Below are 25,731 nucleotides of genomic sequence, written 5' to 3'. Positions count from 1 at the left end.
AGAGGTAAGGAAAATGAAAAATATAAGAATCTGTGCGGTAATAATTATTATTGCATGTATATTAAATATGTGCACATTTACGGCATTTGCGGATAATACAATTGATTACGAACAAATTTACATGGACTTTGCAAAAAATGCGGACACAAACTATGAAAATCCATTACAAACTACAAGTGGATTGATTATGGCGGATTTAAACCGAGACGATGTGCCGGAGTTGTTTTCGTATAGTCAATCCGTTACATACTATGATATAGAGGCCAATCCAATTCCGTTTGGTAGTATGAATCCTGATAAAGTTGCATACGTAGGGTATACCTATTGGATAGAGGATGCTTTTTCTATCGTGGATGGAAAAGTGAAAGTCGGAACACCATGGATGAATTCAGTTATTCATTTTCCGCACCTTCCGGATGCAGTATTGTATGATTATTTAGGGTGCTTTGCTCCCGCGCAACACGGCGGTGCGGAGGATTGCCTTGTTATTTCTAACCCAGTTGCAGAAGGACAGCAGGTTTATACAGTAATCAAATATGATAACGGCGTGTTTATCTGTTCTGATGCCAAAACTTTTGATGAAAGTTTTTACGATGTCTATTGGTTTGTTGATTTGCCGATATGCAGTATTGGATATTCTGATGATGCGACAAAGCAAACATACACAAAAAGTGAAGCTATGGAAACGTTGCTTCAAAAGTATAGCGAAAAAGTTGAAAATGTAAATAATACATCGGATTGGGCAAAAGAGAACGTAAAAAAAGCAAAAGAAATCGGCTTAATGCCACAGGAAATGCTTTATGATGATTTGTCCTGGAATATTACAAGAGAAGAATTTGCAGGCATCGCAATTACTTTGCTGGAAAAAATCACGAACAGAGAATATCAGGTTAGAGGCGGTAATCCGTTTGAAGATGTGAGAAATTTCCGGTATTATGATTATATTACGAAAGCCTTTAACGCTTCTATTGTTTCCGGCGTGTCCGGAACGGAATTTGATCCTTTCGCCGAGATTACACGCGAACAGCTGGCAACTATGCTTTGTCGAGTAATTAAATCTGCAGGTGATGAGAATTATACGATTGAAAACGACAGCTTGTATCCCTTGGATATTACGGGCACCCAAAGCTTTGCAGACGACGCAGAAATTTCGGGTTATGCAAAAGAGTCTGTTTATTATATGAATAAGCTGGCAATTACACAGGGTGTCGGTGAAAATCGTTTCGCACCGCAGGAAACGGCAACCAAAGAGCAGGCGGTTGCATTTGCGTTAAGAATATATGAACTGTATGCGAAATAATGGTTAAAGGAAAAGCGTTGTGCAGATGCACAACGCTTTTTTTATACTTCATAAATGCCGTTTTCCTCATTTAAGAAGACTAAGATTCCTTTTACCTGCCGTTTGGGATATAGCTTTACTGCCCCCATCTTGTAGAAATTAATCTGCTTCCGGTAGGAGTCAATCTTTTGCTGACGGTTCGAATCGGTAATTTTGTCCGTCTTGAAATCCACAATGTAAAGCACATTCTCTGCCTCAAAAATCAGGTCCATGGTACCCTGAAGCTGTACGGGGCATCCGCTTGCCTCGGGATTTAGCATCGCGCTGTCCACAAAAATGGTAAAGGACAGCTCCTTTTCCACAAAATCTGCCTGTTGGATTTGCTTACAGAGCGGTGTGCTTATAAAACGTCGTAACACCTCTTTATCCACAAGAAAGGCTTCCTCTTCCGTAATTTCACCGTTTTGCAATAACGTTTCTACGGTTTTTTCTACATCGGGATTAGAAAAGTCCAGTCTTTCTAAAACAAAGTGGGTGAGTGTACCGCGGTTTTTGGCGGTATCATCTGTTTCAAAGGATACCTTTTGTGCATCCCCTTTGTACGGATAATACGTATCACTTTCGGTCTGCTCCAGCATCCGTTTCAATTCGGTTACGCTGACTTTAGAGTATACGTTTGCATGTGCCATATACGGATATGTGTAGGAAAAGGCTTTGTTGATTTCGTCTGTAGGCGGTAACGGCTCTAAGTCGGAAGTCGCAACAGACTCTGCAACAGTCATTTCAATTTTGTTTACAAAAATACGCTCTAAGGGGTATTTTTCGGAGGTCTGATACCGTTCGGTAGCATACAGCATCCACTCTAAAAAGCTTCTGCCCGAGAAAATCACATCCTCATCTAAAGCGACCTGCGATTCGGGTATGCTTTCAGCGTAGCTTGCATATTTCTTGGGACGGCTGTTGCCGTCTTTTATACTGCCCAGCACAATGGTTTTCTCTTTTGCACGGGTTAAGGCAACATAAAGCACCCGAAGCTCTTCGGATTTTTCTTCCATTTCCTTTGCTTCGGTAATCAGCTTCACCACGGGCGAGTGCATCTGCATATTTTTTTGCGCATTCCGATAATGCATACCAAAGCCGATATGGCTGTGGGCATGAATCCGCTCTGCGCTGCTTCGTACAAATTCTTTTCCCGTAGCCACCAAAAATACAATGGGGTACTCTAAACCCTTACTCTTGTGAATGGTGGTCAGCTGAACCATATTTGCGTTTTCAGGCAGAATTTTCGGACCTGAGAAGTCGCTTTTATATGTGTCATGCTTTTCCAGATAGCTGATAAACGCATACAGACCACCTGTCTCTGCCCCCGGGAAATTGCCCGAGGCAAGCGTTTCTAAGTAGCGTACATTGGAAAGACGCTCCGCACCGCCGTGCAGAGACAGAATGTATGCACGGTAATTGGTCTCGGTTAAAAAGGCGGAAAGTAAATCCGCAACCGATAACCGTAGCGCAAGCTTTCTGTATTTGTGTAAAAATGCTAAAAATTCCTGTACCCGTTCAGCACCCGGCTCGGTGGCAGGGTAGTGTTGCATACAATGGTAAAGGCTTTTTTTCGGTGCTGTTTGGCGGATGCGTACCACCAGATCGTAGTCGGGCGTGCCGAATACCGGGCTTAAAAACGCCGACAGCAGGAAAATGTCCTGCAGAGGATTATCAAAGGCACGAAGGAAAGCCAAAAGGCTTTGAATTTCCATGCTCTCTAAAAAGCTTTCGCCCAAAGCGTCGCAATACACGGGGATACCGCAGGCGGTTAAGGTGTCGTAAAAGGTTTGTGCCACACCGCGCATACTGCGGGATAAAATGGCAAAATCCCTGTATTCGACGGGGCGCATACTGCCGTCCTTTTCCGAAACAAGGAAACCGCTCTTTACCATTTCATGGATTTTTTGCGCACAAAACAGCGCTTCGCCGTCTATAAGATTTTTGGAAAACAGCGGGTCTTTTAAAATGTAAAACTCGGTAGCTTCATCCGTTTCCGGAAAGCTTCCTTTGTGCTTTAAGGATTCCTGATCGCCGTACATACTGCCGCCGCAGTTTAAGCTCATCAGCTGGGCAAACAAAAAGTTTGCAAACCGAAGCACGCATTTGCGACTGCGGAAATTGGCATTTAAATGCACAGCCAAACCGCCGTCGCTTGCACTGTACCGCTCACTTTTATGCATAAACAAATCGGGGGCGGTGTTACGGAAGCCGTAAATGCTTTGCTTGATGTCACCTACCATAAACAGCTTGTCTCTGTCGCAGGACAGGGCGTTTAAAATGGTCTCCTGTACTAAGTTTGTGTCCTGATACTCGTCCACAATCAGATAGGAAAAACCTTTTGCCGCAGAATAGGCAAGCGGTGAAAGGTTGCCGTCTTCATAAAGCAATTCAATGGTCAGATGCTCTAAATCGTCAAAATCCAGCAAATCCAGGTCGCGTTTTTTCTTTGTGTAAATAGCAATGGTTTTTTCTGTCAGATTACAAAGAGCACGGATTTGCGGTGTCTGTAGCGCTAAAAATTCCGTAAGGGATTGTAAGTTATAGTCGTGCGCCGTGTCTGCAATCTTTTTCAAAGTCGCCTTGAACACACCGTGCATCTCTTTAAAAATGTCCGAGATTTCGGTGGGTACATCCTTTTTGGCAAGCCTTGCCGAGGGAAGCTTTTCGGTGTCCAGTAAATTCTCTATAGTGGCAAGATTTCCTTCGCAGGCATATATTTTTTGGGCAAAATCCAGATCCTGCTCAAAATACACATGCGCATAAATAAATTCGGCATATTCTTCCTGCATAATGCTTATGTTTTGCTTTGCTACACGCACCAGCTTGTCGCAAAGAATACGCATTTTTGCCGCCAGAGCAGGATTTTTTAACAGTTTTTCTGCATTTTTTGTTTCGTAGGTTTCTAAAGTGTCCCGCAAAAAGCCCTTCGGGTCGGGCTGTGCCATTAAAAAGTCATACAGCTTTAAAACCATCTCAGACAAAATGCCGTCGTTGGTTTTGGTAACCGTCTCTTTGGCAAATGCCAGAAAATCCGGGTCATTTTCTTCAAAGTTTTGCGCAATCGCTTCATCAGCGGATTCACTCAGCATCAGCTTAAGGGCGGTTACGTCTCCTAACGCAATGGAAGGCGGAAGCTTTAACGCATCAAAATGCTCCCGCACAAATTTGGAGCAAAAGGCGTGCATGGTGGTAATGTTTGCCCCGGGAAGCAGAGAAAGCTGACGGGCATAATGCTCTTTGGCAGACGCATCATCGGTTTCCTCTAACTTTTGGGTCAGCGCCTTGTGAATGCCCTGCTTCATGTTTGCCGCTGCCGCATTGGTAAAGGTTACAACAAGCATTTTGTCAATGTCTGTTTCGTCTAAAAGACGAATTACGCGCTCAACCAGAACTGCCGTTTTGCCCGAGCCTGCCGCTGCTGCAACCAGCATGTTGCCCTCTTTATGACGGATTGCACAAAGCTGATCCTCAGTCCAGTTTACTTTCGCCATCAGCTTGTTCCTCCCTTCCTAAAATAGTTGCATCGTCTCTCTTTTCTTCGGTACGGGGTTGACAGTAATAGGGGTCAAACCGACAAACCGAACGGAACAGACAATAGGTGCAGGCGGAAAAACGCTCTTCCGCGTAGGGAAGCACGGGATAATCGCCTTTCATAATGCGGTCGCCAAAGGTTTTTACATTCCGGATTGCCGCCTGCTCGATGATATCGTATTCCTCGGGGCTTAAAATGCGCGGACTCTTGATACTTCCGTCCTTGTTCTGGCGCGCAGGAATGACTGTAGATGCCCCTGCAATGCGTTCGTCCATGGCAAGTACATCTGTTTCATCACCCACAAGATAGCCCTCTAAGCGGAATTCCTTTAAAAGCTTTTCATCCGGCTCGTCTGCCGAAAACGAGGCATCGCGTTCAATCAGCGGTGCATCCACCGTTAAGTAAAACATTCCCTTCGGGTCGCCGAGCTTGTTTTTTAGTGCGTAGCTGTACACGGGAAGCTGTAAGCTTCTGCCCGATACAACTGCGGATAAATCCAAATCCTTTTCGCCCGATTTGTAGTCAATAATGCGATAGCCGTTTTGCGATTTGTCAATACGGTCAATTTTTCCGGTTAAAATCAGGGTGTTGCCGTTGTCTGTTTCTATAACGGGTGAGGTTTCGCCCTCAAAGGCAAACTCTGTGGCATAGGGTGTAAACACCCCCGACTTGATATGATGCACCACCGACCACATGGCATTTACCGTACTCTGGGAAATACGGGACAGCAAAAAGGCGTACCGGTTCTGTACACTCGGGAAAAGGGACAATTGCTGTTGCATCACACTTTCACAGATTTCAAGGGTTTTCTTTTTGGTGTCCTCAAAGGTAAGTGTCTTAAAATCTGTTTTGTTTAAAATGGCATCCTTTACAAACTCTTCCATAACCGCATGCATAAGTGTGCCTGCCTCGGGTGGGGTAAACGCATGCACTTTTCTTTCTTTCAGCTTTAAACCGTAGGTTAAAAAGAACGAAAGGGGACAGGATGCGAATTTTTCCAGTTTTGAGATAGAAACTGTTAAGGTTTTGCCCCACAGCGAGAGCGCACATTGCTCCGAAAGGCGCCAGGTGGTGGCATATTTTTTTGCCGCAAAATAGCGGTTGATTTTGCCTTTCCATTTATCATCCTGCAGATACCAGCCGTATGCCGACTGCAACACCGCATCCTCCTTCTGACACAGCAGAAGATGGGCAAGTGTTGCTTCGGGCGTGGTAATCAGCTTTTGGCTTTCGGGCAAAAATTCCGATTCGGTCTTTAAATCGGGGAACATTTTTTTAAGGTCATGCAGTACCGAAGCCTCCGGCTTGCTTTCGCCCGAAACATCCGAAACGGAATGGGACAAAATCAGCTTATCGGACGGGGCGGTGAGTGCCATATACACCGCAAAGGGCGAGCAAAGTGCCTTTTTACGGTTGCTGGCAGAAAGAATAATGCCCATCTGCTCTAACGTTTCGCGCTCGCTGTCGGTAATCATACCACTGCCTGAAACATTTTGCGGAAATGCCCCTTCGGTTGCACCCATAATAAATAGAATTTTAGCTTCGTTATAGTTGTTGCGCTCGGCGGTGGTTACGGTCACATGGTCAATGGTGGGCGGAATAATGCCGATGCTGCAACCGTTAAAGCCCGCCTTTAAGTTGGCACGGAGCTTTTCGATGCCAAATGCCGTATCGCCTAAGGTAAGCTCTAACTGTCGGATGACCGCAAGGGTCTGATTAAACACACCGATTTCCTGTTGCATCAGGTCTTTCGGAAGCTCGCTTAAGCTTCTGTTTATGGTTTCATCAACTTTTAGTGCCCTTAAAAAATCCAAAAGTGCCTTTGCAAAAACCGTGCAGGTGGTTTTGCCCTTCGTTTTTTCGCGAAACGGCATAACCATGCCTAAAAACGCTTCTCTTGTACGGTTGAGTGCTGAAAGGTTATAGCTTTTATCGGGTGCGGTTGTCCATTCAGTTTGCCATGCGTTTCCGGTTAAGCCGGTTTCTAAAACATAATATTCCAAAGCATCCACTTCGTTTTCAGGAATCGGTACCAGGTCGTTTTTTAAAAACGAGAATACCGACTGAATGGAAAAGGAATGAATGAAAATATCGCAAAGGCTTAACAGCAGGCGTGTCAGACTGTGCCCTAAAATGGTCTTGTTGCTGTCCGCAAACATCGGAATGTGGTGCTGACTAAAACTTTTTTCCATAATGGGACGCATGCTTTCCAAATCAGGCACAAGCACAAAAATATCCTTCATCCGATAGCCCTGCTTGACATAAGTTAAAATCCGACGTGCCACCACATCGGCCTCAGCATACGGATTTTCAGCCGAAAACAATTTTATATTCTCAGGGCTTCCCGAAAAAGCACCGTTTCCGAAAACCCCGTAGTTTTGTTTTAAATACAGTAAATCTTCAGGTAGCTTTTCCTTAAAATCAGGCAACGCATCCTGCGTAAGCGCAATGTTTTCTGTCCTGCACGCCCGACGGATTTTGTCTGCAGTTTCAATGGTGGGACGGAAAATGTATTTGCGGTTTTCTTCCAAGGAAAGCATGATGTGTACATCACACTTTTTACCCAACGCCAAAAGCACCGCAAGCTCCTGCGGTGTAAAGCCGTCAAACCCGTCCACATAAAATGTAAAACCATCTGTATAATTACTGTTTAAAATAAGCTCGGGAAGCAAAGTTAAGTCATCATTGCTGTCTGCACTTGCATCCGAAAGGGAAGCATCAAACCGCTCTAAAATGTCGGCAAGCTCCGAAAACTTTTTGCGGGATACAGGTGTGTCGAATTGCTCTGCCGCTTTTCTTAATTGCGCACCCGATGCAAAATGACGTTTAAATTCTGACAGGGCGGAGACCAACCCTTCACTTAAATTTGTGTTGGTGCGGAAAACAGTAAAATCATCGCCGCCCGTCTCTAAAATGCGGTTAATCAGCATGTTTTTACCGGTTTTGTCTAAATATACGCGCTTTGCCCGGTGAGAGAGCCGATAGAGTTTGCGGAACAGTCTGTTAAAGCTGAACACCTCCACATGACCGCCCACAGCACCGATTGCGGAAATGACTTTTCCCTCCATGTACAAAGACAGCTGTTCAGGAACAACAAAAGCGGCCTTTTGATGTGCATCCAAAGCCGCTTTCAATTGATTCAGACAAAAAGCCGTTTTGCCGCCACCTCGTTTTGCAGTATGCAAGCAAATCATTCGGCAATAACTCCTTTTTTAAGAATGATGTTGGCATAAAGGGCAGATTCACCGGTGTAAACCACCGCATAAGCCTCTTTTGCCCGATCATAAAATGCAAAGCGCTCAATCTGCTCGAGTTTTGCATCCGAATGTTTGGAAATTTCTGCCTGATATGCATCCCAGATGGGCGTTTCTACCGTGTCACCGGGGGTTTTTGCCATGATGTATGCAGGCTGTGCATAGGTATCTAAAGGCATCAGCTTTAAAATAGCCTCTAAAACAGGCATAGCATCATGACCGTCCAAACGTACCAGACGTTTTGCCATGGAAGCGGCAGGGAAGTTGCCGTCCGAGATAACAATCTCGTCGCCGTGACCCATTTCCATTAAAATTTTAAGTAAGTCGGGAGGTAAAATCTTCGGAATCCCTTTTAACATGTATATCATCCTTTCTTTTTTGCGATAACCGTCTGTTCTAATCAGATGAGGCAACGCATAGTGTTAAAGTAGTTACTTATATTTTATAAGAAAAAACAGCGTATGTCAATGATTTTTTCTGTATTGGAGGTTAATTTATGGAAAAAGGTTATCTGATTGTACAAACCTATGTCAGTCGGGAAAGCTTTGGCGTTGCGGATACCGTCATCACCCTTTCGGACGGCAGGCGCCTTGTTACCGATGAAAATGGTTTTACCCAAAGTATCGACGTGGATGCACCCGATAAAATTTTAAGTGAATCACCCGGCGCGGTAAATCCCTTTACTTTGCTTGATATGACTCTTGAAAAAGAAGGATATTTTACCATTGAGCTGAAAAACGTGCAGGTGTTTTCCGGTGAAACCACTCTGCAGAAGGTACAGATGCTTCCCGTTCCCGAAAACGGCGGCGGCGGTACCATTACCTACGACTTTACGCAACAAAATTTATAGAAAGGAGTTTTGTAAGCTATGCCTGATAAAATTACAGTTCCCGAAACCATTGTTGTGCACTTAGGCAGACCGGAGGCTTCTGCACAGAATGTGACGGTCACCTTTCCGGACTACATCAAAAATGTAGCCTCCAGTGAAATTTATCCCACCTGGCCGGAAGCATCGCTGCTTGCTAACATTTATGCCATCATCTCCTTTGCCTTAAACCGCATTTATCTTCGGTTTTACCGGTCGCAGGGCTATAATTTTGACATCACCAATTCCACCTCCATTGACCAGAGCTATGTGGAGGGCAGAAATATTTTTGAAAACATTTCCAACCTTGTGGATGAGGTGTTTAACAATTATGTGCGTGTGGTAGGGCGCTTAGAGCCACTTTCTACCCGATTCTGCAACGGCACCACCGTAACCTGCGAAGGGTTATCCCAATGGGGAACGGTGGATCTGGCAAATCAGAATTACGGTGTTTTGGACATTTTAAAGTATTATTACGGTGATGATATTGAAATTGTGTACGATGCACCGGTGGGGATGCTGACCGAAGCCTATCCCGGCACACCCTTGCGTTTAGGAGACAGCAACGAAGCGGTATATCAGATTCAGGTGTTGTTAAACCGCATTTCGGACAATTACCCCGCCATTCCCAAAGTCTATCCCGTAGACGGCGTGTTTGATGAAGAAACCGAAGAGGCGGTGCGTAAATTCCAGAGCATTTTCGGGCTGACCGCCGACGGGGTGGTGGGCAAGCAGACCTGGTACAAATTAGAGTTTTTGTATGTGGGCATCAAGGATTTAACCGAGCTGACCTCCGAGGGCATTTTGCTGAACACCTATCCCAAATATCCTGCAGATATGACTGCAGAAGTGTTTGCAAACGGTGCTTCCTCCGGCGGATTCGGACAGGGAGATACAGGCGATTCGGTGCGGATTTTGCAATACTGGCTAAGCTGGGCTGCCGCTTTTTATCCGACTGTGCCACCGGTTGCTGTGGACGGTGTTTTTGGTCCGAGTACCGAAAACAGTGTTCTGCAGTTCCAGAAGCAGTTTGATTTACCGCAAACCGGAGCGGTGGATGCAAATACCTGGGATACCCTTTACAGAGTGTATGCAGGCATCCTGCAGGATGAGCGCAAAGAAATCGAAACCACCTTTTTAGAATCGGTACGGCTTCCTTTAAAGCTGGGGGATACGGGTGGCTCAGTAGAGGAACTTCAGGAGCAGTTAAACCGCTTAAAAAGCAGATATCCGCTCATTCCGACCTTGGTGGTCACCGGAAATTTCGGACAGAAAACCCGCATGGCGGTTATGACATTTCAACGGGCAAACGATTTACCCGTCACAGGCGTGGTGGATGAAAACACCTATCGTCTGATCGTCGAGCAGGATCTGGATTTTCAATCTTCCGTTTCACCAAAAGCTTTGCAGTATCCGGGCTATGTGTTAAAAGAGGGCATGCGGGATGAAGAACTGCAACGCACAGGGCAAACCACCGGCAATCCCATTTACCATCTGCATGACGGTATCCGTCAGCTGTCCTATTCGGAAGAATCTGTTCCCGATGTATTTCCCCAGTCGGCATACGACCAAAGTACAGTCCGTGCCGTAAAGGCGGTACAACGTCTTGCAGGTCTGCCCGAAACGGGTGAAACCGATTTTAATACCATGGACTATATCCGCACGCAGCAGGATTAAAAGGAGAAAATCATGAAAAAGAGAATCGCAGGGTATTTAATGCCCAAAACGAAAAAATATGTGTTTTTTATCGGCTGTTTGTGCTTGCTGTCATTGGGGCTTGTAGCCCTGAGCATGCAAACCGAGGAAACGGCAAAACTGCCTGCCAAAACAGATATACGTCTGCCCGTTTTAATGTATCATTCGGTGCTGGATAACCCGAATCGGGTGGGAAAATACGTCATATTGCCAAGTGAGCTGGAAAAGGATTTGGAATATCTGAAAGACAGAGGGTATCAAACGGTTACGGTGCAGGATTTGATTGCCTACAAGGAACAGGATGTACCGCTTCCCCAAAAGCCCATCATGCTTACCTTTGATGACGGCTATTATAATAACTACACCTATCTGTTTCCGCTTTTGAAAAAATATAACATGAAAGCGGTGCTGTCTGTGGTGGGGTGCTTTGCAGATGCCTATTCCAAAGAGGGGGAGGTGCTGAACAACAATTATTCCCATGCCACCTGGACACAGCTTAAGGAAATGCAGGATTCGGGACTGGTGGATATCCAGAGCCATTCTTACGGCATGCACGACTGGAATGCACGGCATGGCATTTTACGTAATAAAGGCGAGGATGTTGCGTATTATCAGAACATCCTGCATGACGATTTGATAAAAATGCAGGAAACCATGAAGCAAAAACTTAAAAGACCAGCAGATGCTTTTGCGTATCCCTTCGGCTCTGTAAATAATGAAAGCCGAAAGGTGGTCGAAAGCATGGGCTATAAGGTAACCCTTGGCTGTGAAGAGGGGATGAATTATATCAACAAAGAAAGCACACTTAAGGATTTAAAGCGGTATAACCGGGACGGAAACGGTGACCGTACTAAACTCTTTTCCCGTTTGGAGGCAGAAATGTAGCCCTTGACTTTTAACATGCATTTTGGTATACTGATGCCAAACAAAAGAAGTGGGGTGTACCTATGAAAAAATGTTTCCTTTTCTGCATGCTGTTTGTGCTTTGTTTTGGCATTACAGCTTTTGCAGAACCGCCAAGAGAAGGCTATAGTCTTACATTTGCGGATGAATTTGACGGCAAAGAGCTGAATCTTGAAAACTGGCACTACCGTAATGAAGGGGTAAAAACCCGTGGAGGCTATAACGACCCTGCCATGGTTACCGTTTCGGACGGCAATTTACATATCGGCTTTGAAAAATCCCATGGCGACTATCGCGGGGGCGGGGTGATTACAAACTTCGGCTTAGGCTACGGCTATTATGAGGTGCGCTCTAAGCTGTTCGGGGGAACGGGAGGCTTGCATTCCTCATTCTGGACAGCAGGCGTAAACGGAGACGGCATTACATCACCTGCTTTTAACTCGTCTATTGAAATTGATATCTATGAAGTAGACTCCAACAATACCACAAATATTGCACCCAATTTGCATTACTGGCTGGGCGGACATCTGGCAGGTCCGCGGAAATGGGTGCAGACTGCGGACGGTGGATATCTGTTCCGAAACCTTACCGATGCCGCAAAAGACTATTTTGTAGCAGGCTGTGAATACCTGCCTGACCGCATTGTGTGGTATTTAAACGGTGAAAAAATCGGTGAATCCAGGGATGCGGAAATGTACGGCAGACCGAATCTGTGGCTGACAGCTCTTGCCAATACAGAACTCAGCGGCGAGATTGATGACAAAAAGCTACCCGGTGAATCGGTCTGGGATTATTTCCGCTTTTACACCATGCCTTTAAAAGGGGAAAATATCATTGTAAACCCCTCTTTTGATGATAACAACCGCGTCAACTACACCACAGACATTTCTAAAATGCGTTTAGATACGCCGGCATCCTGGTTAGAACCGAAAAACAGCAATAACATTTCTGTAGAAACAGAAGATGCACATATCCGAACAGGTACAGGTGCTTTGAAAATTGAGAAAAGCGGTACGGTAGCACAGGATCTGAATTATATCGCAAACGGTACGTATCAGCTCTCATTTTATGTGCAGTGCGAGGATTTCACAAAGCTTACCGCAAAGGTCAATGACGAGGCGTTTTCTTTCAGCACAGCCACGGGCGAGGACTTTGCAATCATCAATATGGAGCAGGTAGAGATTACCGATAACCGTGCGTATATCAGTCTTTCTGCTGAGGGTAAGGGGGATGTATACTTGGATGATGTTTCGTTTGTGTGCTTTGACGGGACCGACGAATTTAACCGCAAGGTGCCCATTGACCCTTGTCGGACAACAAAGATTCCGGGAGAAGTGGCACTTTACGATATTAACAGCGGAAGCTCCGATATTGAAATGAGTGGCAACTGGTTAAAATCCAGCATAAAAGGGTTTACAGCACAGTCGGCATACGCAAATGCACAGGATTCGGAAGTCAAGTGGAACCTGGTGGCAACCGAAAATGCAAAGTATCTGCTTGAATTGTACCGCATGAGCTATGACAACAGCAATAAAGAAGCCAAGGGCGCTGTATACATAAACGGCGAACAGATAAAAGAATTTACTTTGGATTTACTAAACACCGAGCCGGGTATGGAAAATTTAGGTGTTTACAACCTGAAAAAAGGGGATAAGGTTACCGTTTCCTTAAAGCGAAACGGTGCCGGATATCTTCGTGCCGACAGCGCGCGAATTGTCCCGGCAGGCGCATATTCTGCAAGTCAGGGTCTGGTTTTAAAGCTTTCGGAAAATGTTGCGTATGCAAACCTTTCCAAGCGATTCATTGACCCGGACAACAAAAGCGCGGTTCCTTATATCAACGATAAAGACCGCACCTTAATACCGCTTCGCTTTATCGCAGAGTCTATAGGCGCAACCGTTTCTTATGTGGGCACCCCCGGTATTCTGGGCGGTACAGATGAAATTAAAATTGAGCTTAAAGGCAAAACCCTTTTGTTTGCAACCGACATTCCGCAGTACGCGATAGACGGCGAAGTTTTACCGCTGGATGCACCGCCTGAAAACAAAATGGCACGCACCTATGTTCCGGTACGTGCTTTAGCCGAAGCCTTTGGCAAAAATGTTTACTACAGCGACGGCATCATTTTGCTGACCGATTCGGAGATCGAGGATGAATCGGTGCTGACGGATTTGAATCAATATTTATATTAAAAGAAAAACCGCATTGCGTTTTGCAATGCGGTTTTTGTTATTGCTTAATTAAAGCTTTGTCGGGCAGGAACGGTTCGTTGAATACAAAATGAATGTATTCTTCTTCTTTCTGTCCCTCAATTAAAAACTGTACCTTCTGTACGTTTGGCAGTCCCGTGAGCGTGTTTACAATAGAATAAATGGTCATGGTTTCTTCCATTGATCCGCCCGGATGTGCGGTTTTGAATTCCTTGCTTAAGTTTACAAAGCAAATGCCTTCCTTGGTTTCAATGCTCAGCACTTTTGTTTCTTGCGGAATGGTTTTGCTTAAATGGTCATTTTCGGGGCCTTTAATCAGTTCATTAACCAGAACATTTTCAAGACTTTCTTTTGCATTAACAATAACCGTTCTGTATTCGGGAACAAGATGCTGCCCGTCTGCCGATGCAAAATACAGCACAACAGCTTTGTAATCCGCAACCACCAGCTCGGAATCATCTATAATATCACTTTTTTGCAGGATGCCGATTTTGGTGCCGTCTACAGAGGTTAAGGGCTTTCCTGCAACCGTAACCTTTACCCGGTCAATGCCGCTCAGATCACAAAGGGTTCGAACCAGCGATGTGCGCGCAAACAGCGCTTCGCTTTCTTTTTTAAACACAAACTTACTGTTAAAATCCAGAGTCACCATACGATTGTTGATGTTCAGGCTGTTTACAGACACACCCTCCGGGAAAGGGGAATGCAGAAATTCCGACTCAGGCCCTTTTAACAACTCTGCCATGACAATTCCGACAGTGTCGGTCAGATGCGCAGTCTTGGGAATTTCACGGGTTTCGGCTTCTAAAATTGTGCCTGCTTCGTCCAGATAATACAGATTAACCTTTTGTGTGGGTTCTTTAGGTGTGCAGGCAGTTATGCCAACCAGACAGAGCAGAACCTGAACAATAGCAGTTATACGTTTTAAGGTTTTATTCATTTTATCCCTCCTCAGTTTCACGGTGCTGCTTTTTGGGAAATACAATGCTGAAATCAGAGCCTTCGCCCTCTACCGAATCCAGCATGATTTTACCCTGATGCAGCTCGACCATATCCTTTACAATAGACAAACCAAGACCTGTACCGCCGCTTTCCCGGGAACGGGCTTTGTCTACGCGGTAGAAGCGGTCAAAAATGTGTTCGGCGTCTTTTTTTGGAATACCGATACCATTATCAATTACGTTGATACGGCAAAAATCTCCCTGATTGTGCAACAGCACCTTTACCACACCGCCAGCAGGGGTGTATTTGATGGCATTATCGGTCAGGTTATAAACCACCTGCCACATTTTGGACAAATCCATTTCCGCAAACACTTCACTGTCCTCAACCACTGCAATGGCAATGTTTTTTAAGTCCGCCTGGGGCTTTAAAGCACGCACAATGCGCTCTAAAAGCGTGTTTACCGATGCCATTTTCAGCTCTAACGGCTCAGTACCTGCGTCTAATTTTGTCAAAGTCAGCAGACGGTCTACAATACGTGCCAGACGGTCTACTTCGCCGTTGATGTCGGTCATAAATTCTGTAATATAGGTATCCTCACCGGTCTGCATGGATAAAATCGATTCGGAAAGCAATTTGATGGAGCTAAGCGGTGTTTTCAGCTCGTGAGATGCGTTGGAAACGAAAATACGGCGTTTTTCTTCCATGTCCTCCACACGGTCTGCCATGCTGTTAAAGGCTTTGCCGAGTTCCGCAATTTCGTCCTTTCCGGTCACGGGAAAACGTTCGTCCATTTTACTTAAGTCAAAGTCAGACATGAATTTGGTCAGCTTTTCAATGGGGCTGATGATGATGTCTGCCATCACCCAGCTCAAAACACCGACCAGCAGGCAAACCACAATAGAAATGGCAATTAAAATCCAGCGGATGTCTGCCACAAAATCCTCGGTGTCCTGTGCAGTTTCGGAAATGTAAACAGTGCCGACCGTTTCCGTATCTGAAATTACGGTAACCGCACCCTCAACCACAGCACCGATTTCCTTGTCCTGGTCAACGTTTACCGTGTCCTGACCGTTTAAGGCACACATGATTTCTTCTTTCATCAGGATTTTCCCGCGGATGTCGCCGTAGTCACCGGTATCGTAAATTACCCGTGCCAGATGGTCGGTTACAATGATACGGGTGGTGTCGTCCACCTTCAGACGGGAAACAGTCCAGGCGATATCATTTGCATCTGTCTTTACCGACTCGCTGATAACATTTGCCACAACGTTCGCATTTGCCAAAAGCTCCATTTTTCTCTGGTTATAAAGATGCTCGTTGATTGCCGCCAGAATATAAGTGGAGATAAACAAAAGGGTCATGACAACAATTGCCAGATATGTTACAATCAGCCGCGTACGGGTGGTACGCGGCTTTTTATTTTTTGCAGTATTTTGTTTTTTGTTTTCTTTCGCAGAAGCAACATTCTTCTGAACCTTTGGTTTACGCTTCTTTAAAATAATAACCTACCCCCCATTTGGTCAGGATATATTTGGGTGATGCGGGATTGGGTTCTACCTTTTCACGCAGACGGCGCATATGCACATCCACCGTACGCACATCACCGGGGTAATCGTAGCCCCATATAATGTCTAACAAATCGTCTCTGGAATACACTCTGCCGGGGTTTGCGATAAACAGTTCCATAATCGCATATTCTTTTACGGTAAGCTCTATTTCGTGTCCGTCCACTTTCAGACTGCGGGAGAATTTGTTCAACACAACACCCTTGTTGTCATCTGCAGTTTTTGCGCTTTCCTGAGAAGCCGGCTTGCCTTTACGGCGCAGTACAGCCTTTACGCGGGCTTTAAGCTCTAAAATGTTAAAAGGCTTTGTCATATAGTCATCCGCACCGTATTCCAGTCCCATGATTTTGTCCATGTCATCACTTTTGGCGGTGAGCATGATAATCGGCACATTGGAGGTTTCGCGGATTTTCTGACAAACGGTCAGGCCGTCCATTTTCGGGAGCATCAGGTCCAGCACAATAATATCTAAGGTTTTATCTCTGCCAAGGCGTACCGCTTCTTCACCGTCAAAAGCGGTCAGAACGGTATACCCGTCCTGTTCAAAGTTGAATTTCAAACCTTTTACCAGTAATTTTTCGTCATCAACAATTAAGATTTTCATGCTTTTCCTCCCGCAAATTAAACATTTTCATTTATATTTCAATTATATAACAAATGTTTCGGAATTGCAACAGAAAAATTAAAAAATTTCTGTTGCACTTTTGTATTTTTTTTGGTATACTGATAAAAAGAGAAAGGAGAGGATTGGGTGCGTAAAATAATAGCGGTTGTTTTACTCATGGTATGTCTGCTGCAAACCGTGCCGGTTGAGGCTTCACAAAAAAACATTGATGCCATTACGGCACCCACCTACATGCTGGTGGACGGTTCTACCGATGCGGTTATGCTGGAAGAAAACTGTAAAACAGATGTTGGTGTCAATGATTTTGCCAAAATCATGACCGCGGTTCTTGCCATTGAAAAACTGAATCCTGCCCAGTCTGTGCCTTTCACGGAAGAAACCAATGTGTTTTATAATTCTTTCGGAAATCTTTCGGGGTCTGAACCCGGCAGAGTATACAGTGTAACACAGCATTTGCAGAACATGCTGCTTTTATACTCGGACGCGTCTGCCGTAACGCTGGCGGTTGCACACAGCGGTTCTGAAAAAGCCTTTGTGGCGGAAATGAATAAAAAAGCTGAGAGCCTTGGCATGACAAAAACGAAATTTACTTCTCCCGACGGACGGGAGGATAAAAGTGCAGGTACAACCGTATCGGATTTGTACAGGCTTTTAAAGCATGCCATGAGCCTTCCTCTTTATCGGGAAGTTATCGGCTCGGTGCTGTTTGATTTGCCTGTTGCAGACGGAACGGACACCTTCAGCTCCCGTAATCATCTTTTGAGCAATTATACCTATTCATCCTATACATATTCCCTGGCAACCGGCGCACTCGTTTCCTTCAGCGGAAAAGGTGCATCGCTGATTGCGGTGGCAGAGCAGGGCGATAAACAGATATATGGCTTTGTAATCAATACCCCCGACGATTCCACGCAGGTATATAAGGACATGATTAACCTGTTCGAGCATGGCTTTAACAGCTTCCGCTCGGTGGTGCTTGTAAAAAAAGGTGCTTTTATAAAACAGGTGCCTGTAAAAGGTGCGATTGCGACCCAGGCGGTTTTAGTGGCAGAAAAGGATATTGCTGCACTTCTGCCTTCCGATTACGATGAAGAATTGCTGACAAGCAAGGTAAATGTGCCGGAAAAATTACAGGCAACGGTTGAAAAAAACAAGCCCTTGGGTGAGGTTTCTTATTACTATAACGGTAACAGGATTGCAAGCTGTCCGATTGTGTCTGAAAAGAAAATCGGATTTTCGCCTTTCAGCTATATATATCATCTGTTTTCCGGCATCAACACCTGGTTGCTTTTGATTGTGCTTGTGGTTTTTGTGTGGGGGACTGTTACCCATCAGAAAAAGCAAAGAAAAAAAGAAGCATTGCGCCGGAAAAAGCGTGAAATTATGCAGGCAAATGACGAATAAAAAAACCGCCCTTTGGCGGTTTTTTCATTCGTTTTCAGAAAATTTTGCAATGGTTCTTTTGCGACGCAGATTTACCTTGGTTAAATCAGTCTTTTGCTTTTTGCAGGAGGCGGATGCCCGCATGGGTCCGTTTTTCTGGCAAAGCACATATTCGCCGTCCATCATAGGCTTTCCGTATATACAAACAGCACAAATTTCTTCCATATTCTTACAACCTCTTTCGGCTTTTTTTTAATCATATCATAAATACGTGTTTTTGTCAATTCTGAGGTTTGTACATGTTTTTAAAGAAATATTTGCATTTTCGGTAAAAGTTTGCTATAATATTATATTAGAATCTGAAATCAAAGGATTAAATTAAAGGAGGAACTGTTTTGTCAGAATTAAAAAAACAACCCTTTTTAAAAGGTGCACTGATACTTGCCGTTACCAACTTGCTGGTAAAGCTTCTGGGTGCATTGTTTAAAATTCCCATCCGCCGTTTTGTGCTTTCGGGTGAAGGCTACGGTATTTATACCTCATCGTATACCATTTATAATGTATTGTTTATTATTGCAACGGCAGGCCTACCGGTTGCCATTTCCAAAATGGTTTCGGAAAGCATTGCAAAAAATAATTTTAAAGAAGCTTTGCAAATTCAGAAAATTGCCCAAAAGCTGCTGCTGGTGATCGGCATTGTCGGCAGTTTGATTTTGTTCTTTGGTGCAAAGCTTTTTGCAAATAGTATTGGTATTTCGGAAGCCTGGAGACCCATTATGGCGCTTGCACCCTGTCTGTTCTTTGTGGCATGCATGAGTGTGTACAGAGGTATGTTCCAGGGTATGAGTAACATGATTCCAACCGCAACCTCTGAGCTGATTGAATCCTGCGGTAAGCTGATTATCGGTCTTGCCCTTGCATTTGTTTTGCTGGACAAGACAAATCCCGAAAGCACCGTATCCCAGTCCATGGCGGCTGCCGGTGCAATTTTAGGTGTATCCTGCGGTGCACTTTTGGGCGCAGTATATCTGTTTTTCCAGTTCCGCGCCACCAAAAAAGTACTCAAGGAAAAAGAAAGTGCCGAGGGAAGCGTTGTTTCGCCCTCCAAAACCATTCTTGTAAAGCTGTTAAAGCTTGCAGTTCCCATTACCATCGGCTCTGCGGTATTCACCCTTGCAAGCTTTATTGACCTGACCATGATTGTAAATCTGCTTAAAGGTCTGGGATATATTGAAAAAGAACGCAGTACCATGTGGGGGTATTATAACGATGCGATGACCATGTTCAATCTGCCTCCTGCATTGGTGGCGTCCTTAAGTGTCAGCGTCGTGCCTGCAATTTCAACTGCGCTTACTGCTAAAAAATTTGCAGAAGCAAAAGCTACAACCGAAACCGCAATCCGTATCGCTCTGCTTTTTGCATTGCCCTGTGCCATCGGTATGTCCGTGCTGGCAGGTCCGATTCTGAACTTAGTCATCAAAGATGTGGGCGGTGCAGACATGTTAACCGTTCTGGCATACGGTGTGGCGTTTGTTTCGGTGGTTATGGTTTCCAATGCCATTTTACAGTCCAACGGAAAGGTGTGGACACCTGTTATCCATATGCTGTTGGGTGGCGTGGTTAAAATCATTGTAAACTTTATTCTGGTCGGCAATCCAAGCATCAATATCAATGGTGCACCTTACGGTACTGTGCTTTGTTATCTGACCGTTATGGTGTTAAACCTGCTTTCTGTACAGAAGCTTTTACATCCCAACTACGGATGGGGCTTTATCCTTAAAACCCTTTGTGCGGTTGCGCTGATGGGCGTTGTGGCATATTATGTAAATCTTGTGCTTGTTCCGTTCCTGGGAAGCAATTTGTCCCTGCTGGTGGCTATTGGCGCAGGCGGTGTGACCTATCTTGTGCTTCTGGTAGCCCTTCGTGCACTGAAAAAGCAGGACGTGGAAGCAATGCCTGGCTCAAAATACATCTTAAAGCTGATTGGACGGTTTATTTAAAATGCAGGATAAAAAATATACGTTTGAAGAATTGCAGGCGATTATCAGGACGCTCCGCAAAAGATGCCCCTGGGACAGTGTACAAACCCATGCCAGTCTTAAAAATTGTCTCGTTGAAGAAGCCTATGAGGTGTTAGAGGCATTAGATTTGGGCGACGGTGCAAAAATGGCAGACGAAATGGGTGATTTGCTGATGCAGATTCTTCTGCATGCCGAAATCGGCGAAGAGGCAGGGGAGTATACTTTTTCGGATGTGTGTGATGCGCTGGCACATAAAATGGTGCGCCGTCATCCTGCAATTTTTAGTCCCGGCTCGGAAGCAGAAAGTTGGGACGAAATCAAGAAAAAAGAAAAAAATCTCGCTTCTGAGACCGAAATTTTAGAAAATATCTCAAAATATTTGCCCGCTCTGCAAAGAAGCATGAAATTTTCGCAAAAAATGCGAAAATGGGGAAAAGAAGAAGAGAATATATCGAGATATTTGGAGAAAATTGAAGAAAATCTGCAGAATATCGAGAAAACACAAGATGCGACCGATGCACAAATCGGGGCGATTTTGTACGCCGTAAGCGGAATTTGCGGGCTTTCAAACCGCTCTCCCGAGCTGATTTTAAATAATTTTTTAGAAAATTTTGCAAAAACACTTGAAAAATGAGAAAAAATTGGTTATAATGTGTATTGTAGTCATTTGATTTTACATCATTTGGCAAAAGGGTTTAGGGGTTTACCTAACAAACAAACGGAAAGAAATGCTTGTTTAAGCATAGCTTTTATATCCCAATTTGAAAAAAGTAGGAGGTGTAATGTAGAATGAATAAGACAGAACTCATCGATGCAGTTGCTAAGAAGGCGGAATTGTCCAAGAAAGACGCTGAAAAAGCAATCAACGCTGTTATGGATGCCGTTAAGGATGCTTTGGCTGAAGGCGACAAGGTTCAGTTGGTAGGTTTCGGTACTTTCGAAGTTAAAGAAAGAGCTGCAAGAACCGGTATCAACCCCAGAACTAAGGCTAAGATCGAAATCCCGGCGTCTAAGGCTCCTGTTTTCAAAGCAGGCCAGGGCTTGAAAGTTGCAATCAAATAATTTTTGCACCAAAAACGGCTGTGACTTTTTGTCACAGCCTTTTGCCTTTTTATTGAAAGATTACAGATTCGCTGAGGAGAATGTGATATGCGTATAGATAAATTTTTAAAGGTATCCCGTCTGATTAAAAGAAGAACGGTTGCCAATGAAGCTTGCGACAAGGAGCGTATTTCGGTAAACGGCAAGATTGTCAAGGCTTCTTATGATGTAAAACAAGGGGATATTATTTCCATTCGTATGGGTGAGCGCGAGCTGAAGGTGGAGGTGCTCGAGGCGGACAAGGAGCATGTAACCAAAGAAAACGCGCCCCTTTTATACCGTCAGTTTGACGAATAATTAACCCTTAAATCTCATATGCTGTACCAAAGGAGGTACGGCTATGGATGACAAAAAAGGAATGCAACAGAATATACAGCTGGAAGAGCGAGAGAGGCTTTTTGTTTCGGGCGTGCTGGGTGTGGAGGAATTCTGTGAAGAGAAAATTGTACTGGAAACCGTGCTCGGCTTTTTAGAAGTAACCGGTACAGAGCTTCGGATGAATAAGCTTTCGGTGGATGACGGGGAGCTTGCCATTGAGGGCGATATAACGGGACTGCTGTACAGCGAAGAAACGAGTGCGGAAAAGGGCGGTCTGTTTTCCAGACTGTTTCGGTGACCGGTATGGATTTAGAGCTTGCGTCAGAGGTGCGGGTGCTTTTTTTAAGTGCACTTTCGGGTGTTACCTGTGCTTTTTTGTACGATTTGTTTAAAATTATAAGGCGCACCTTTCAGCCGGGTGTTTGGCTCACTTTTATGCTGGATATGCTTTTTTGGATACTGTCAGCGCTTCTTGCGTTCGGAATGCTGCTTTTTTCCAATCATGGGCAGATGCGTCTTTTTGAGATGATTGCAATGGCGGTTGGTGCGCTGGTGTATTTTTTAAGTGTCAGCTCCGTTATTGTTGCGTGCGGTACCGTGCTGCTGAAACGGTTGCTTTCGGGCATTTTTTTTGTGTTCCGGATTCTGTTTTTTCCGTTTCGGATGCTGAATCGGCATCTGATTCGTCCCGTTTGTAAAAAAACTGCAAAAAAAATACGAAAAATACGAAAAAATAGGTTGACAATACGCTTTTTTTGGTTTAAAATAAATAAAGGAATGGTGTTTTTTAGGAAATATCTGCAAAAATGAGCAAAGGAGGAATTGTTGTGGCGGCAAAGACAAAGGAAAAAGTCGGTTTCATGCGAAGCCGTTTTATGACAGTTTTACTTTGCGGTGCAATCATATGGGTTCTCAGCGTGGTGTGGGGACAGCAGTCTGCCATTGCAGGCTTAAAAGCAGAAGGGGAAGCACTGAACAATCAGATTGCGGCACAGGAATCTGAACGCTTACATATCGAAAACCAGATGAAAACCCAGGATGAGATGGAACGCGTGGAACAGGACGCACGGGATATGGGTATGGTTAAACCCAACGAAGTCGTTTTCGTGGACGTTTCTAAATAAAAACCTTTAAGGAGGAAATTGCAAGCATGCAGTTGGAAGTTGGCAGTAATGTTACCGGGAAAATTACCGGAATCACGAATTTTGGTGCCTTTGTACAGTTAGAGGGCGGAAAGGTCGGATTGATTCATATCTCCGAAATAGCCTTAAACTATGTAAAGGACATTAACGACCATGTAAAGGTCGGGGATGAAGTGAAGGTAAAGGTAGTCGGTATCACCAACGGCAAAATCAGTTTATCCGTAAAAAAGGTTTTGGAGGAAGAAAAGAAAAATGCATCTTCCCGTCCGGCGGATGTGGAAATGTTTACCAGGGCGCAGGATCAGGATTTGTCTTTTGAAGAGAAAATGAGTCGCTTTAAGCAGGACAGCGATGATAAAATGCTGGCACTTAAGCGTAATTTCGAATCCAAGCGCGGTTCCAATCGCAAAAGAGGATAAAAATATAACAAAGCTGAAAACGCCCTTGGAGGGCGTTTTTTTTAATTTGGGAGAGATGATATGAATAATTACAAAATGACGGTGGAGTATGACGGTACCCGTTATAACGGCTGGCAGAAACAGCATACCACCCATAACACCGTGCAGGGGAAATTTGAGCATATTTTAGCAGAGCTTTTGGAAGAGCCTGCCGAAATTCACGCCTCGGGCAGAACTGATGCAGGGGTGCATGCAAAAGGGCAGGTTTTTAATTTTAAAACGAAAAAGAATATCGAACCCGAAGAAATTCTCGCTTACTGCAATCGGTATTTACCGCAGGATGTGCGTGTACTTTGCTGTGAGCGGGCAGACGAGCGCTTTCACAGCAGATTGTCTGCTGTGCGTAAAACCTACAGCTACACCATCGCCTTACAAAAGCCTTCGGTTTTTAAGCGCAAATATGTCTATTATGCAGAGGATATCCGTCCCGATGCGGACAAAATGCGGAAGGCCGCCGAACTTCTTTTGGGTACGCACGATTTCTTAGCATTCTCCTCGTTGAAAAAGAGTAAAAAATCTACCGTCCGTACCATAGAATCTATTGAGATAATCGAGCAGGCAGAGGAGATACGCATGGAATTTACCGGAAACGGCTTTTTGTATCACATGGTTCGGATTCTGGCAGGTACGCTTTTAGACGCAGGACTCGGAAAAATCGATGCAGCAACGATTTTAAAAGCCTTTGAAACGGGAGAGAGGCAAGATGCCGGAACCATGCTTCCGCCCGAAGGGTTGACACTCGAAAGGGTAGAATATGACAAATAAGAGCTAAAAAAGCAAAAAATAACGAAAAAACGCAAAAAGTTTATGAAAATGACTTGATTTTTTCTGAATTTAGTATATAATATATAAGATAAAACAGATATGCGAAAGGAGAACGCGTATGTACTACCACAGCACAAGGGATTGTTCGGTTCAGCTGTCTTCCTGCGAGGCGATTATCAAAGGTCTTGCCCCGGACGGCGGTTTGTTTGTACCCGACAGCATCCCTACGCTTTCGGAAGAAGAAATCAAAGCGCTTCCCGAAATGAGCTATGCACAGCGCGCCGTACACATTTTAGGTAAATTTTTAACAGATTATACCGAAAAAGAAGTACTTGACTGTGTAACAAAGGCATACACCAAAGAAAAGTTTGGTACCAACACCATTGCACCCGTTTATAAATTAAACAACGAGGAGTATATTTTAGAGCTTTGGCACGGTCCGACCTGTGCGTTTAAAGATATGGCATTGCAGATTCTGCCGCATCTTCTGGTAACCGCACTGAAGAAGACCGGTGTTAAAAAAGAAGTTGTCATTTTGGTTGCAACCTCCGGGGATACCGGCAAAGCGGCTTTGGAAGGTTTTGCGGATGTTGCAGGCACAAGAATCAATGTGTTTTACCCCTCAGAAGGTGTATCTAAGGTGCAGAAGCTCCAGATGGTTACCCAGAAGGGAAATAACGTAAATATTACCGCAGTAAACGGTAACTTTGACGATGCCCAGACCGGTGTGAAGAAGATTTTTACCAATGACAATTTTGCTGCACAGGCAAATGCGCACAGCTTTATGCTGTCCTCTGCAAACTCCATCAACTGGGGCAGACTGGTACCGCAGATTGTGTATTACTGGTCTGCGTATGCAGAAATGTGCAAGGGTGGAGAAATCACCATGGGCGACAAGATTAACATTGTTGTGCCTACCGGTAATTTCGGTAACATTCTTGCGGCATATTATGCATCTCTCATGGGCTTGCCGGTAAACAAGTTTATCTGTGCATCCAACGAAAACAACGTACTCACTGATTTCCTGAAAACCGGTGTTTACAATAAAAACCGCGACTTCCATTTAACCATTTCGCCCTCTATGGATATTTTGATTTCCAGCAACTTAGAGCGTCTTTTACATCATGCTTCGGGCGAAAATGATGCGGAGGTTAAAGGGTATATGCAACAGCTGAACGAAACAGGTACATATGAAGTGTCCGAATCCATCAAGGCATTCTTGAAAGACCGTTTTGAAGCAGGCTGTGCAGACGATACTCAAACTAAAGAAACCATCAAACGTGTGTTTGAGCAGGACGGATACATTATGGACACCCACACCGCTGTTGCAAAGGCTGTGTATGATGCCTATAAGAAGGAGTCCGGCGATACTACAAAGACAGTAATTGCCTCTACCGCAAGCCCGTTTAAGTTCAGCAGCAGCGTTATGGACGCGCTGGATGGCAGTGACGGCACTGTATTCGGCAGAGATGAGTTTGAAGTCCTGGAAGATTTGAGCAAACGTACGGGACTGACGGTTCCCGAATCTCTTGCAGGCTTAAAGACAGCTCCCGTGCTGTTTGACGTAACCTGCGAAAAAGAGGATTTGCAGGAAGTGGTCAGAGAATTCCTCAGAATGTAATTTTGTA

At 44.7% G+C, this 25,731-nt stretch carries 23 protein-coding genes; 16 read left to right on the top strand and 7 right to left on the bottom strand.

Annotated elements, in window-relative coordinates:
- Window positions 1-13: 13 nt before the first annotated feature.
- A complete protein-coding gene (locus IJE10_07745; GenBank protein ID MBQ2967990.1) occupies window positions 14-1,300 on the top strand; it encodes an S-layer homology domain-containing protein in 1,287 nt (428 codons plus the stop codon).
- Window positions 1,301-1,341: 41 nt separating this feature from the next.
- Here the strand turns inward: IJE10_07745 and IJE10_07740 are convergent, their stop codons facing one another.
- From IJE10_07740 to fucU, 3 genes are read right to left on the bottom strand one after another with little or no spacing between them, the layout of a single operon-like run.
- Complete coding sequence (locus tag IJE10_07740; protein MBQ2967989.1) at window positions 1,342-4,812, bottom strand: UvrD-helicase domain-containing protein; 3,471 nt, start codon at window positions 4,810-4,812, stop codon at window positions 1,342-1,344.
- Window positions 4,790-8,047: an exodeoxyribonuclease V subunit gamma gene (locus IJE10_07735; GenBank protein MBQ2967988.1), complete on the bottom strand. Its 3,258-nt coding sequence runs from the start codon at window positions 8,045-8,047 to the stop codon at window positions 4,790-4,792. Before IJE10_07735 ends, IJE10_07740 begins: the two co-directional genes overlap by 23 nt.
- Entirely contained in the window at window positions 8,044-8,466 is a 423-nt protein-coding gene (gene fucU, locus IJE10_07730; GenBank protein MBQ2967987.1) for an L-fucose mutarotase, read from the bottom strand. Before fucU ends, IJE10_07735 begins: the two co-directional genes overlap by 4 nt.
- 137 nt (window positions 8,467-8,603) lie before the next feature.
- Between fucU and IJE10_07725 the strand changes: the two genes are divergently transcribed.
- The 4 genes from IJE10_07725 to IJE10_07710 all read left to right on the top strand — a co-directional run bounded on the left by IJE10_07725 (window position 8,604) and on the right by IJE10_07710 (window position 13,762).
- Window positions 8,604-8,957, top strand: coding sequence for a hypothetical protein (locus IJE10_07725; GenBank protein MBQ2967986.1), 354 nt, complete (start codon window positions 8,604-8,606; stop codon window positions 8,955-8,957).
- Window positions 8,958-8,975: 18 nt separating this feature from the next.
- Window positions 8,976-10,649: a peptidoglycan-binding protein gene (locus IJE10_07720; protein MBQ2967985.1), complete on the top strand. Its 1,674-nt coding sequence runs from the start codon at window positions 8,976-8,978 to the stop codon at window positions 10,647-10,649.
- A 12-nt stretch (window positions 10,650-10,661) separates the two neighbouring features.
- Window positions 10,662-11,552: a polysaccharide deacetylase family protein gene (locus IJE10_07715; protein MBQ2967984.1), complete on the top strand. Its 891-nt coding sequence runs from the start codon at window positions 10,662-10,664 to the stop codon at window positions 11,550-11,552.
- 62 nt (window positions 11,553-11,614) lie between these two features.
- Window positions 11,615-13,762 (top strand): family 16 glycosylhydrolase, encoded by a 2,148-nt coding sequence (locus IJE10_07710; protein MBQ2967983.1) that lies wholly within the window; start codon window positions 11,615-11,617, stop codon window positions 13,760-13,762.
- 37 nt (window positions 13,763-13,799) lie between these two features.
- Here the strand turns inward: IJE10_07710 and IJE10_07705 are convergent, their stop codons facing one another.
- From IJE10_07705 to IJE10_07695, 3 genes are all read right to left on the bottom strand, one after another.
- Window positions 13,800-14,720 carry a GerMN domain-containing protein gene (locus IJE10_07705; protein ID MBQ2967982.1) on the bottom strand — a complete coding sequence of 307 codons (921 nt, stop codon included), beginning with the start codon at window positions 14,718-14,720 and terminating at the stop codon, window positions 13,800-13,802.
- A gap of 1 nt (window position 14,721) precedes the next feature.
- On the bottom strand, window positions 14,722-16,086 hold the full coding sequence (locus IJE10_07700) for a HAMP domain-containing histidine kinase (protein MBQ2967981.1): 1,365 nt from the start codon (window positions 16,084-16,086) through the stop codon (window positions 14,722-14,724).
- A gap of 121 nt (window positions 16,087-16,207) precedes the next feature.
- Window positions 16,208-16,894: a response regulator transcription factor gene (locus IJE10_07695; GenBank protein ID MBQ2967980.1), complete on the bottom strand. Its 687-nt coding sequence runs from the start codon at window positions 16,892-16,894 to the stop codon at window positions 16,208-16,210.
- 147 nt (window positions 16,895-17,041) lie between these two features.
- On the opposite strand from IJE10_07695, the gene IJE10_07690 reads away from it, so the two are divergent.
- Window positions 17,042-18,319: a D-alanyl-D-alanine carboxypeptidase gene (locus IJE10_07690; GenBank protein ID MBQ2967979.1), complete on the top strand. Its 1,278-nt coding sequence runs from the start codon at window positions 17,042-17,044 to the stop codon at window positions 18,317-18,319.
- Window positions 18,320-18,343: 24 nt separating this feature from the next.
- Here the strand turns inward: IJE10_07690 and IJE10_07685 are convergent, their stop codons facing one another.
- Complete coding sequence (locus tag IJE10_07685; GenBank protein ID MBQ2967978.1) at window positions 18,344-18,523, bottom strand: hypothetical protein; 180 nt, start codon at window positions 18,521-18,523, stop codon at window positions 18,344-18,346.
- A gap of 170 nt (window positions 18,524-18,693) precedes the next feature.
- Between IJE10_07685 and IJE10_07680 the strand changes: the two genes are divergently transcribed.
- From IJE10_07680 to IJE10_07635, 10 genes are all read left to right on the top strand, one after another.
- Entirely contained in the window at window positions 18,694-20,298 is a 1,605-nt protein-coding gene (locus IJE10_07680; protein ID MBQ2967977.1) for a polysaccharide biosynthesis protein, read from the top strand.
- A 1-nt stretch (window position 20,299) separates the two neighbouring features.
- Window positions 20,300-20,953, top strand: coding sequence for a MazG family protein (locus IJE10_07675; protein MBQ2967976.1), 654 nt, complete (start codon window positions 20,300-20,302; stop codon window positions 20,951-20,953).
- 155 nt (window positions 20,954-21,108) lie between these two features.
- The gene (locus tag IJE10_07670; GenBank protein ID MBQ2967975.1) at window positions 21,109-21,381 is read left to right on the top strand and encodes an HU family DNA-binding protein; all 273 of its coding nucleotides are present in this window, start codon (window positions 21,109-21,111) and stop codon (window positions 21,379-21,381) included.
- A gap of 87 nt (window positions 21,382-21,468) precedes the next feature.
- Window positions 21,469-21,717, top strand: coding sequence for an RNA-binding S4 domain-containing protein (locus IJE10_07665; protein MBQ2967974.1), 249 nt, complete (start codon window positions 21,469-21,471; stop codon window positions 21,715-21,717).
- Window positions 21,718-21,760: 43 nt separating this feature from the next.
- Window positions 21,761-22,036, top strand: a complete 276-nt coding sequence (yabP, locus tag IJE10_07660) for a sporulation protein YabP (GenBank protein MBQ2967973.1) — start codon at window positions 21,761-21,763, stop codon at window positions 22,034-22,036.
- 5 nt (window positions 22,037-22,041) lie between these two features.
- Window positions 22,042-22,548 carry a spore cortex biosynthesis protein YabQ gene (locus IJE10_07655; GenBank protein MBQ2967972.1) on the top strand — a complete coding sequence of 169 codons (507 nt, stop codon included), beginning with the start codon at window positions 22,042-22,044 and terminating at the stop codon, window positions 22,546-22,548.
- 17 nt (window positions 22,549-22,565) lie between these two features.
- The gene (locus IJE10_07650; protein ID MBQ2967971.1) at window positions 22,566-22,862 is read left to right on the top strand and encodes a septum formation initiator family protein; all 297 of its coding nucleotides are present in this window, start codon (window positions 22,566-22,568) and stop codon (window positions 22,860-22,862) included.
- 26 nt (window positions 22,863-22,888) lie between these two features.
- A complete protein-coding gene (locus IJE10_07645; GenBank protein MBQ2967970.1) occupies window positions 22,889-23,299 on the top strand; it encodes a S1 RNA-binding domain-containing protein in 411 nt (136 codons plus the stop codon).
- Between the two features lie 60 nt (window positions 23,300-23,359).
- Window positions 23,360-24,103, top strand: a complete 744-nt coding sequence (gene truA, locus IJE10_07640) for a tRNA pseudouridine(38-40) synthase TruA (protein MBQ2967969.1) — start codon at window positions 23,360-23,362, stop codon at window positions 24,101-24,103.
- 118 nt (window positions 24,104-24,221) lie between these two features.
- Window positions 24,222-25,724 (top strand): threonine synthase, encoded by a 1,503-nt coding sequence (locus tag IJE10_07635; protein MBQ2967968.1) that lies wholly within the window; start codon window positions 24,222-24,224, stop codon window positions 25,722-25,724.
- The last annotated feature ends 7 nt before the right edge of the window (window positions 25,725-25,731 follow it).

The organism is Clostridia bacterium, assembly GCA_017410375.1.
In the GTDB taxonomy this organism is placed as follows: domain Bacteria; phylum Bacillota; class Clostridia; order RGIG6154; family RGIG6154; genus RGIG6154.
The sequence above is the reverse complement of the archived record's forward strand: the minus strand, read 5'-3'. Positions and strand labels throughout refer to the sequence as shown.